The organism is Achromobacter sp. T5-5 (genome assembly GCF_055397965.1).
Window position 1 is genome coordinate 4231418 of the sequence record NZ_AP027919.1, and the last position, 11261, is coordinate 4242678.

The window sequence follows — 11261 nt, forward strand, 5'->3', positions numbered from 1 at the left end:
CGCATTTCACAAACCTGAAAGGGGCATGCACCTTGGCCGGCGGGCACACGCGCCGCAAAAAACAAGGGCACCCGAAGGTGCCCTGATTGCTCTGGCGAAGGTCCGGGCAGCCCGAGGCGCCGCCCGGTCGGGCATCAGGCTTCGTTCAGCGCAATGCGCAGCATGCGGCGCAGCGGTTCGGCGGCGCCCCACAAGAGCTGGTCGCCGACCGTGAAGGCGCCCAGGTACTGCGAACCCATCGACAGCTTGCGCAGGCGTCCCACCGGGATGTCCAGCGTGCCGGTGACGGCGACCGGGGTGAGCGCCGAGACGGTGGCTTCCTTGGTGTTGGGAACGACCTTGGCCCACTGCGTGCCCTGCGCGATGAGGGCTTCGATTTCGTCGAGCGGCACGTCGCGCTTGAGTTTGATGGTCAGCGCCTGGCTGTGGCAGCGCATCGCGCCGATGCGCACGCACAGGCCGTCGATCGGGGTGGCGGGCGTGCCGAACGCGGCGCCGCGGCCCAGGATCTTGTTGGTCTCGACCTCGCCCTTCCATTCTTCCTTGGACATCCCGTTGCCCAGGTCCTTGTCGATCCAGGGAATCAGGTTGCCGCCCAGCGGCACGCCAAAGTGCTCGTGGGGCAGCGCAGCGTCCTTCTGCTTGGCCAGCACGCCACGGTCGATTTCCAGGATGGCCGACGCGGGGTCGTCCAGCAGGGACTTGACCGACTGGTTGATCTCGCCGAACTGGGTCAGCAGTTCACGCATGTGCTGCGCGCCGCCGCCGGACGCGGCCTGGTAGGTCATGGAGGTCATCCATTCGACCAGGTCGTTGTTGAAGAGGCCCGCCAGGCCCATCAGCATGCAGCTCACCGTGCAGTTGCCGCCGATGAAGTTGCGCACGCCGCGCTTGAGGGCCGCGTCGATCACCGGACGATTGACCGGATCCAGCACGATGATGGCGTCGTCGGCCATGCGCAGGGTGCTGGCCGCGTCGATCCAGATGCCGTTCCAGCCCGCGCCGCGCAGCTTGGGATAGACCTCGGAGGTGTAGTCCCCGCCTTGCGCCGTCACGATGATCGGCAGTTTTTTCAGAGCGTCGATGTTGTAGGCGTCTTGCAGCGGGCCCGCGCCGGTCGCCCAAGTGGGCGCCGCGCCGCCAGCGTTGCTGGTGGAGAAAAACACCGGTTCGATCAGTGCGAAGTCGTTCTCGTCGCGCATGCGTTGCATGAGCACCGAGCCGACCATACCGCGCCAGCCGACAAGGCCTACTGCTTGATTCATTTCAATCGCTCTTTAAATGGGGTGACAAGATGGGAGGGGAAATTCCGTGCAATTCAACAATTTATCAGAATGCACGCGGGGATGTTGCGATGCAGCTAGAAAAAAACGGGGCCAGGAAGCGGAAGGGGCCGCCCGGGCAGCCCCTTCCCTCTACCTATATATATCCATACAGATCTATATAGATGGCTGTGAAACCAGCTGGCACCCTGTCAGGCCAGCGCCTTGAGCACGGCGTCGCCCATGCCGGCGGTGCTGACCTTGGTCGTGCCGGGTTCGAAGATGTCGGCGGTGCGAAGACCGCTGGCCAACACGCTGCGCACCGCCGCTTCGATGCGGTCGGCCTGCGGCGCGAGGTTCAGCGAATAGCGCAGCAGCATCGCGGCCGACAGGATCGTGGCGAGCGGGTTGGCGATGCCCTGCCCCGCGATATCCGGCGCCGAACCGTGGCTGGGTTCGTACAGGCCCTGGCCACCGGCGTTGAGCGACGCCGAGGGCAGCATGCCGATCGAGCCGGTCAGCATGGCCGCCTCGTCCGAGAGAATGTCGCCGAACAGGTTGCCGGTGACGATGACGTCGAACTGGCGCGGATTGCGCACGAGCTGCATGGCGGCGTTGTCGACATACATATGCGACAGCTCGACGTCCGGGTACTCGCGCGCCACCTCGATGACGATGTCGCGCCAGAACTGCGAGGTCTCCAGCACGTTGGCCTTGTCGACGCTGCACAGCTTCTTGTTGCGCTTACGGGCCGACTCGAAGCCGATGCGCGCAATGCGGCGCACTTCGGATTCGGCGTAGCGCATGGTGTCGTAGCCTTCGCGCTCGCCGGTGAACGCGCCGTCCGGCGACGAACGCACGCCGCGCGGCGTGCCGAAATAGATGTCGCCGGTGAGCTCGCGGATGATCAAGATGTCCAGGCCCGACACGATCTCGGGCTTGAGCGACGAGGCGCTTGCCAGTTCCGGATACAGAATCGCCGGACGCAGGTTGGCGAACAGGCCCAGGGCCTTGCGCAGGCCCAGGATGGCCTGTTCCGGCCGGAATTCACGCGGCAGGCTGTCGTACTTCCAGTCGCCGACCGCGCCGAACAGCACGGCGTGCGATTCCTTGGCGAGGTTCAGCGTGGCGGGCGGCAGGGGGTGTTCGAACTGGTCGAATGCCGCGCCGCCGACCGGCGCCTGCTTGATGTCCAAGGGCACGTCCAGCGCCTTCAGGACGCGCACGGCCTGTTCGACGATTTCCGGGCCGATGCCGTCGCCGGGCAAGACTGCGATGTTGTGGGTCATTGAGAGCGTTCCTGTGGTCGATGGGTAGTGATCAGGCGACCGGGCGGCTTTCCAGCCACGGGTGGCGGGCCAGGCGCTCGGCTTCGAAGGCGCGGATCTTGTCGGCGTGGCGCAGCGTCAGGCCGATGTCGTCCAGGCCGTTGAGAAGGCAATACTTGCGGAAGGGCTCGATGTCAAAGCCCATGGCGCGGCCATCCGCGGCGATCACGACCTGGCGGTCGAGGTCGATGTTCAGCTTGTAGCCGGGAAAGGCCTTCACTTCGTCAAAGAGGCGCGCCACTTCCAGTTCGGACAGCACGATCGGCAAGAGGCCGTTCTTGAAGCTGTTGTTGAAAAAGATGTCGGCGTAGGACGGCGCGATGATGGCGCGAAAGCCGAACTGGGTCAGCGCCCACGGCGCGTGCTCGCGGCTGGAACCGCAACCGAAGTTCTTGCGGGCCAGCAGGATCGAGGCGCCCTGGTAGCGCGGCTGATTCAGCACGAAATCCGGGTTCAGCGGACGCTTGCTGTTGTCCATGCCCGGTTCGCCGTGGTCCAGGTAACGCAGCTCGTCGAACAGGTTGGGCCCGAAGCCCGTGCGCTGGATGGATTTGAGGAACTGCTTGGGGATGATGAGGTCCGTGTCGACGTTTTCGCGGTCGAGCGGCGCCACCAGGCCTTCGTGAGTGGTAAATGCTTGCATGTTGTTTACTCGATGCTTGACGCTTAACGGAACGTGCGGACGTCGACGAAATGGCCGGCGACAGCCGCGGCGGCGGCCATGGCCGGGCTGACCAGGTGCGTGCGGCCGCCCTGTCCCTGCCGTCCCTCGAAATTGCGGTTGGAGGTCGACGCGCAGCGCTCGCCGGGTTCGAGGCGGTCGGCGTTCATGGCCAGGCACATCGAACAGCCCGGTTCACGCCATTCGAAGCCGGCTTCAATGAAAATCTTGTCCAGCCCTTCGCGCTCGGCCTGTTGCTTCACCAGGCCGGAGCCGGGCACCACCATCGCCTGCCGCACATTGGACGCGACCCGCTTGCCGCGCGCCACCACGGCCGCCGCCCGCAGGTCTTCGATGCGCGAATTCGTGCAGGAGCCGATGAACACGCGGTCCACGCGGATGTCGGTCAGCGGCGTGTTGGGCTTCAGGCCCATGTATTCGAGCGCGCGCTCCATGCCGCTGCGGCGCACGTCGTCCTTTTCACGGTCGGGGTCCGGCACGCGGGAATCGACCGGCAGCACCATTTCCGGCGACGTGCCCCAGGTCACCTGCGGCTTGATGTCGCGCGCATCGACTTGCACCACCGTGTCGAACTTGGCGCCTTCGTCGGTGTGCAGGGTGCGCCAGTACTTGACTGCCTGATCCCACACGATGCCCGTGGGGGCAAAGGGGCGGCCGCGGAAGTATTCGATGGTCTTGTCGTCGACCGCCACCATGCCCGAACGCGCGCCGGCTTCGATCGCCATGTTGCAGACGGTCATGCGGCCCTCGACGGACAGCGCGCGGATCGTACTGCCGGCGAACTCGATCGCGTGGCCCGTGCCGCCGGCCGTGCCGATGATGCCGATGATGTGCAGCACGACGTCCTTGGCGGTACAGCCGAAAGGCAGTTCGCCTTCGACCTTGATCAGCATGCTCTTGGCTTTCTTCATGAGCAGCGTCTGCGTCGCGAGCACGTGCTCGACCTCGGACGTGCCGATGCCGAAGGCCAGCGCGCCCAGCGCGCCGTGCGTGCTGGTGTGCGAGTCGCCACAGACCACCGTCATGCCCGGCAGGGTGGCGCCCTGCTCCGGCCCGATGACGTGCACGATGCCCTGGCGCAGGTCGTTCATGCGGAATTCGGTGATGCCGTACTTGCCGCAGTTGGCGTCCAGCGTGTCGACCTGCAGGCGCGAGATCGGATCGTCGATGCCCTGGGCGCGATTCAGCGTGGGCACGTTGTGGTCGGCCACCGCCAGATTGGCGCCGGTGCGCCACGGCTTGCGGCCGGCCAGCGTCAGCCCCTCGAACGCCTGCGGGCTGGTGACCTCGTGCAGCAGGTGGCGGTCGATATAGAGCAGACAGGTGCCGTCTGATTCCTGGTGGACGATGTGGGCGTCCCAGAGTTTGTCGTAAAGGGTTTGGGCCATGGATGCGCTCTGCAAATAGACAATCCGGCTCGAGCCTCGCGCGAGGGTAAAAGGCTACCCTGCCGCGCCGGCTGCTGCGGCATGAGGGAATTATGCCCAGCCCCCAAACCTAGTACAAGCACACCTGATATACCAGTACTACAACTACCACGCTGCCGGTCGTTACAGGGCAATCACGGGCGTTGTATCGACTTATTACATAACAGGGCCCACGACCCGGCAAATAACCGGTTCGATACAAATTGGTAAACAAAATAGATACAGAACTCTCAAATAGATATAATCGACATTCGCTTTGGAGACGTACTCATCGAAATAATACGTAATAATCCGTATTAATAGAAATAATACATTTTCGATTAAGCGGCGTTCGTGCAAATTCAACGAAGTTAGTAGATGTTGCGCGACAATCACATCATGGACCGCCAGCAATAACCATCAAGAATTGACAAATCTTGACTCGCCAAAACTGACATTTGCATACAACATGGCGGCCATTCAATCTCAACTTGACTCGCGAATAATCACTATGGCTTCGTTTTTGCTTAAAAGCACGACCTCGGTCCTTGCCCTTGCATTCGTTCCTGCCGCATTTGCACAGTCCGCCACGCCCGCCGCTACTGAGCCGGCCGGGCAATCGCAAGTGACGTTGAATCAAATCGTCGAGCAGACGCTGCTCAGCAACCCTGAAATCCAGGCCAAGTACCACGACTTCCAGGCTTCGCTCGAAGGCCAGGCCGTCGCCCGCGCCGCCTACTTTCCGCAGATCAACGCGCAGGGCTACGTGGGGCGCGAATGGCGCAACAACGTGCCCGGCGTCGGATCGCAAAGCTGGAACCGCCCGGGCTGGACCGTCGAACTGCGCCAACTGATTTTCGACGGCTTCCGCACCACGAATGACGTCAAGCAGGCCGGCTTTGACAAGCTGGCGCGCTTCTACGACGTGCTGGCCACCAGCGACACCACCGCCTTCTCCGCCGTGCAGGCCTACATCGACCTGCAACGCTACCGCGACATGGAGCTGCTGGCCCGCCAGAACTACTCCCTGCATGAGCAGACCCTCAAGCAGATCGGCGAGCGCACGGAATCCGGCGTGGGCCGGCGCGTCGACCTGGAACAGGCAGGCGGCCGCCTTTCGCTGGCGCAGACGAACCTGATGACCGAGACGGCCAACCTGCTGGACGTGCAGCAGCGCTTCCAGCGCGTGACCGGCGCCTTCCCGCCCGAATCGATGCAGCCGCCGCCCGACATCAGCGACAAGCTGCCGAAGAATCCCGGCAACTTCAATGATTCGCTGCGCCGCAATCCCAGCTTCCTGTCCAAGCAGGCGGGCCTGCAGGCCGCCCAGGCCGGCGTTCAGTCGTCCAAGGGCGCGTTCTCGCCGAAATTCGAGTTCGTGGCCAGCACGGGACGCGACCAGAACGACCCCACGCCCGAGAACCGCGACATCCAGAGTTCCAGCGTGCAGGTCGTGATGAGCTACAACCTGTACCGCGGCGGCGCGGACTCCGCGCGCGTGCGCCAGACCGCCGCCCAGTCCTACGCCGCCCGCGACATCCGCGACTACACCTGCCGCAACGTACAGCAAGATCTGGCCGTGGCCTGGAACAACATCGTCAGCCTGAACCAGAAGCTGCCCTTCCTGCGCGACCACGAAGTGGCCACCACGAAGGTGCGCGACGCCTACGTGCAGCAGTTCCAGATCGGCCAGCGCTCGCTGCTGGACCTGCTGGACACGGAAAACGAACTGTTCGAATCGCGCCGCGCGCTGACCAATGCCATTTATGATCTGCGCCTTGCGCAGTACCGCTGGCTGGCGTTGTCCCACACCCTGCTGCCGGCGCTGTCGCTGCAACCCGCGCGCAATGAAATGCCCGAGGAGAACGGCAAGCTGGAAGTGTCGGACGAAGTGATCAAGCTGTGCAATTCGACCGTTCCGGACGCCGCCCGCCTGCAGCCCGTGCGCGTGCACTACAACGAAGGCACGCTGCCCCCCACGTTCGTGCCGATGAACGCGCCTGCCGCCAGACCCTGATTGGCGCAATGCGCAAGGAGGCCCAATGGCAACCCAGGGCAATGATTTCTCGCAGTTGGACGCGGACTTTGTCCGCGTCCTGGAAGACTTGATCGACGCGTTGATCGCCAACGGCACCTTGCGCATGACGGATCTGCCCATTCAGGCCCAGCAAAAGCTCACCCAGCGCAAGCAGCAGCGTGCGCGCCTCTCGGAACATCTGGACCTGTTGGATGACGAAGATGGACAAGTTATCTGAATTGGCAGCCCGGGAATGGCGCGCCGACGCGCGCGCCGCGCATGACGATCCCCTGCTGGATTGCCTGGTGGAAATCACCCGCCTGCACGGCGTCGCGGCCACCGCGCAAGCCCTGTCGGCGGGCCTGCCCCTGGAAGAGCACCGCCTGACGCCGGCCCTGCTGCCGCGCGCCGCCGCGCGCGCGCAACTGTCGGCGCGCGTGGTCAAGCGCACGCTGGAAGACATATCGCAAGACCTGCTGCCCGCCATCCTGTTGCTCAAGGGCGAACGCGCCTGCCTGCTGCTCAAGAAGGACGGCGGCAAGTACGTGGTCAGCCACCCCGAGTTGGGGGGCAGCGCCATTGAAATGAGCCCGACCGAACTGGCCGCGCAGTACACCGGCCTGGTCTGCCTGATCCGCCCGCAATTCCGCTTTGACGCCCGGTCGCCGGAAGTCGCCAAGGTGCGCGAACGCCACTGGTTCTGGGCGGCCATCATGGAGAACCGCCGGCTTTACCGCGACGCGCTCGTCGCGGCATTGCTGATCAACCTGTTCGCCATGGCGATGCCGCTCTTCACCATGAACGTGTACGACCGCGTGGTGCCGAACAACGCCGTCGAAACGCTGTGGGTGCTGGCCATCGGCATCACGCTGGTGGTGATCTTCAACATGATCCTGAGCACGGCGCGTTCCCACGTGGTGGACAGCGCCAGCAAGCGCGTGGACGTGCGCCTGTCCGCGCAGATCATGGAACGCGTGCTGGACCTGCGCCTGGAAGGCCGTCCGGTCTCGGTCGGCTCCTTCGCGGCCAACCTGCGCTCGTTCGAATCCATCCGCGATTTCATTGCCTCGGCCACCATCACCACGCTGGTCGACCTGCCCTTCATCCTGCTGTTCCTGGGCGCGCTGGCCTGGATTTCTCCATGGATGATCCTGCCGCCGCTGGTCGGCATCGTGCTGATCCTGCTGGTGTCGCTGGCGGCGCAGGCCCGCATGGAGGCGTTGACCATGGCCTCGTTCCAGGCGTCGTCGCAGCGCAATGCCACGCTGGTCGAGGCGTTGACCGGGCTGGAAGCCGTCAAGACGCTCAACGCCCAGGGCGCGATCCAGCGCAACTGGGAGCGCGCCACGGAATTCATCGCGCAGACCGGCGGCAAGCTCAAGCTGATCTCGTCGTCCACCGTGGGCTTTGTCCAGGCCGTCCAGCAGCTCGTGTCGATCGCCGTCGTGATCATCGGCGTCTACCTGGCGCAGGAATCGGCCCTGTCCATGGGCGGCATCATCGCCGCGTCCATGATCGCCGGCCGCTGCCTGGCGCCGCTGGGCCAGGTTGCGGGGCTGCTCATGCAGTACCAGAACGCGCGCACGTCGCTGGGCTCGATCGACAACTACATGAAACTGCCGGTCGAACGCCCGGCCGAGGCCGAATTCCTGCATCGTCCCGTGTTTCACGGCGGCCTGGAGTTCCGCGACGTGACCTTCGTCTATCCCGGCAGCACCCAGCCCGTGCTCAAGAAGGTGTCGTTCAAGCTCAAGCCCGGTGAAAAGGTCGGCATCATCGGCCGCATCGGCTCGGGCAAGACGACGCTGGAAAAGCTGGCGCTGGCCCTGTATCAGCCCACGGAAGGGGCCGTGCTGCTGGACGGCGTGGACGTGCGCCAGATCGATCCGGCCGACGTGCGCCGGGCCATCGGCCACGTGCCGCAGGATCCCCTGCTCTTCTACGGCAGCCTCAAGCACAACCTGGCGATGGGCGCGCCATACGCCGACGACGCCAGCATCCTGGCCGCCGCCAACCTGGCCGGCGTGACCGAATTCGCCAACCTGCATCCCAATGGCTTTGACATGATCATCGGCGAGCGCGGCGAATCGCTGTCCGGCGGTCAACGCCAGTCGGTGGCGGTGGCGCGCGCGCTGATCAACGATCCGCCGATCCTACTGCTCGACGAGCCCAGCAGCAACATGGACCACCAGAGCGAGGCCCAATTGCGCAAGCGCCTGGGCCAAGCCAGCGCCACCAAGACGATCCTGCTGGTCACGCACCGCACCGCGCTGCTCGAACTGGTGGACCGGCTCATCGTGATCGACAACGGCCATATCGTGGCCGACGGTCCGAAGGAACAGGTTGTCGAGGCCCTGCGTCAGGGACGCGTCGGACGCGGGAGCTGAAAACCATGCTGAACAATCCTGGAGCCCCCAAGCACGGTTTCTTTGGCAGCCTGCTGCGCGCACCGCGAGACATCTTCGTGTTCTTCTTTAACCGCCTCCTGGACGGCGCGGAAAAAGGCAAACCCGCGAAACGGTCCGACTACATCGGCAATGCCGAATGGATCATCCACGAGTCGCGGGCCCGCGGTTCGCGCATCCTGCTCTGGACGTCGCTGCTCGCCACGATCGGGCTGCTCGTCTGGGCGGCGCTGGGCAGCATCGACGAAGTGGTCCGCGGCGAAGGCAAGGTCGTGCCGTCCCGGCAGGTGCAGATCATCCAGAGCCTGGACGGCGGCATCGTGGAGGAAATCCTGGTGCGCCCCGGCCAGGAGGTCGAGGCGGGGGAAGTCCTGCTGAGAATCGACTCCACCCGGTTTGCCTCGTCGCTGGGCGAAAACAACGCGGAATACCTGTCGCTGCTGGCCAAGGCGGCCCGCCTGAAGGCGCTGGCCACGGGCGACCCCTTTGTCGCGCCCGAGGAAGTGCTCAAGCAGGCGCCCGGACTGGCGGAGATGGAACGCAACGCCTGGCAGGCGCGCAACACGGAACTCAACGCGACCGTCAACGTCGCCCGTGAACAACTCAAGCAGCGCCAGGAAGACCTGCGCGAAACCATCGCCAAGCGAGACCAGGCGTCGGCAAGCTGCGGGCTGACCTCGCGCGAACTGCAGGTGACGCGGCCCCTGCTCAAGAGCGGCGCGGTGTCCGAAGTCGACCTGCTGCGCCTGCAGCGCGACGTGGCCCGGTATTGCGGCGAGCAGAAAGGCGCCGAGGCGCAGATCGACCGCTTCCAGGCGTCGATCAAGGAAGCGGAAAGCAAGATCCAGGAAACCGAGCTGAACATCCGCAACCAGGCCCGCAGCGAACTGTCCGAAACCAACACCAAGCTCGCCACGCTGCGCGAGGGCAAGGCGGCGCTGGTCGACCGCGTCAAACTGGCCGAAGTGCGCGCCCCGGTGCGCGGCACCATCAAGACCTTGTTCAACAACACGGTCGGCGGCGTGGTGCAGCCCGGCAAGGACATCATCGAGATCGTTCCCAAGGACGACACCCTGCTGCTCGAAGTGCGCATCCAGCCGCGCGACATCGGCTTCCTGCATGCGGACCAGGAGGCGGAGGTGAAATTCACCGCCTACGATTTCGCCATCTACGGCGGCCTGAAAGGCCGGGTGGAGCAGATCGGCGCGGACACCGTGACCGATGAGAAAGGCAATTCCTACTACGTCGTGCGGGTGCGCACCGACCGCAGCACGGTAGGCGACAAGCTGTTGCCCATCATCCCCGGGATGGTGGCGGAGGTTCATATCCTGACAGGCAAGCGCACGGTGCTCCAGTACCTGCTCAAGCCCATTCTGCGGGCCAAGGCGAACGCCTTTACCGAACGTTAATGGAGAGCTTCAAGGCCTTATGAAACCCACTCCCGTCCTGTTGATTACGCACGACGATCTGCTGTGGCAGCACTGGCGCGCCCTGGACCCGGCGCGCTGGATGGCCGCCCGCGGGCGAGGCCTGGCCGATCTGCAACGCTGGCGAGAACAAGGCCGCGCGCTGGCGGTGCTGGACGCCGACGTGCCCAAGCTGCCCTCCTGGCATGATCCTTCGTGGACGCCCGCGCTGGCCGGCCTGCAGGTCGTGGTCGCCAGCGCCAGCCCCAACGACGAGCAAGGCACGCAGGCGCTGGGCGCCGGCGCCCACGGCTACTGCCACAGCTACGCGCAGCCCGCCGCGCTGGCGCAGGCCCTGGAGGTCGTCGCCTCGGGTGGCATCTGGATGGGCCGGTCCCTGGTATCCCGGCTGCTCAAGCTGGTCACCGAGCGTGCGCAGGACGCGTATGCCTGGGACGCAGGCCGGCTGACCGAGCGCGAAATCACCGTCGCGCGCTACGCCGCCAGCGGCCAGGCCAATGCGCAGATCGCCGAAGCGCTGGGCATCACCGAGCGCACCGTCAAGGCGCACCTGTCGGCCGTTTTCGACAAGCTCGGCGTCACCGACCGGCTGCAGCTCGCCCTGCTGGTACACGGCATTTCCGCGCCCGCCGAAGCGCGCACCAAAATCACTGCGTAAAACTGTCCTCGAGGACAATATCCGCCGTCGCCGGCGCCTCGTAGTATCTGGCCATCTTGGATAACTCCCTGAAACG

General features: G+C 64.8%; 9 protein-coding genes. 5 read left to right on the plus strand and 4 right to left on the minus strand.

The genetic code is table 11. The features are described from left to right. Positions 1–134 precede the first annotated feature (134 nt). The 4 genes from asd to leuC form a co-directional block, all read right to left on the minus strand. The gene (gene asd / locus ACZ50Q_RS19280) at positions 135–1265 is read right to left on the minus strand and encodes an aspartate-semialdehyde dehydrogenase (protein ID WP_464079308.1); all 1131 of its coding nucleotides are present in this window, start codon (positions 1263–1265) and stop codon (positions 135–137) included. A gap of 209 nt (positions 1266–1474) precedes the next feature. Next, positions 1475–2551, minus strand: coding sequence for a 3-isopropylmalate dehydrogenase (gene leuB / locus ACZ50Q_RS19285; RefSeq protein WP_464079309.1), 1077 nt, complete (start codon positions 2549–2551; stop codon positions 1475–1477). 31 nt (positions 2552–2582) lie between these two features. Further along, entirely contained in the window at positions 2583–3233 is a 651-nt protein-coding gene (leuD, locus tag ACZ50Q_RS19290) for a 3-isopropylmalate dehydratase small subunit (protein ID WP_076521676.1), read from the minus strand. A gap of 23 nt (positions 3234–3256) precedes the next feature. Next, positions 3257–4660 carry a 3-isopropylmalate dehydratase large subunit gene (leuC, locus tag ACZ50Q_RS19295; protein WP_092582097.1) on the minus strand — a complete coding sequence of 468 codons (1404 nt, stop codon included), beginning with the start codon at positions 4658–4660 and terminating at the stop codon, positions 3257–3259. 529 nt (positions 4661–5189) lie between these two features. Here leuC and ACZ50Q_RS19300 point away from each other — a divergent pair. The 5 genes from ACZ50Q_RS19300 to ACZ50Q_RS19320 are packed head-to-tail and all read left to right on the plus strand — an operon-like array spanning position 5190 to position 11185. After that, complete coding sequence (locus ACZ50Q_RS19300) at positions 5190–6695, plus strand: TolC family outer membrane protein (protein ID WP_092582096.1); 1506 nt, start codon at positions 5190–5192, stop codon at positions 6693–6695. A 25-nt stretch (positions 6696–6720) separates the two neighbouring features. Further along, entirely contained in the window at positions 6721–6933 is a 213-nt protein-coding gene (locus ACZ50Q_RS19305) for a hypothetical protein (protein WP_076521679.1), read from the plus strand. Then, positions 6917–9082, plus strand: coding sequence for a type I secretion system permease/ATPase (locus ACZ50Q_RS19310; RefSeq protein ID WP_464079310.1), 2166 nt, complete (start codon positions 6917–6919; stop codon positions 9080–9082). The genes ACZ50Q_RS19305 and ACZ50Q_RS19310 overlap by 17 nt, the downstream gene beginning before the upstream one ends. Before the next feature lie 5 nt (positions 9083–9087). Further along, positions 9088–10509 carry an HlyD family type I secretion periplasmic adaptor subunit gene (locus ACZ50Q_RS19315; RefSeq protein WP_076521681.1) on the plus strand — a complete coding sequence of 474 codons (1422 nt, stop codon included), beginning with the start codon at positions 9088–9090 and terminating at the stop codon, positions 10507–10509. A 19-nt stretch (positions 10510–10528) separates the two neighbouring features. Beyond that, positions 10529–11185, plus strand: coding sequence for a helix-turn-helix transcriptional regulator (locus tag ACZ50Q_RS19320; protein ID WP_092582093.1), 657 nt, complete (start codon positions 10529–10531; stop codon positions 11183–11185). The last annotated feature ends 76 nt before the right edge of the window (positions 11186–11261 follow it).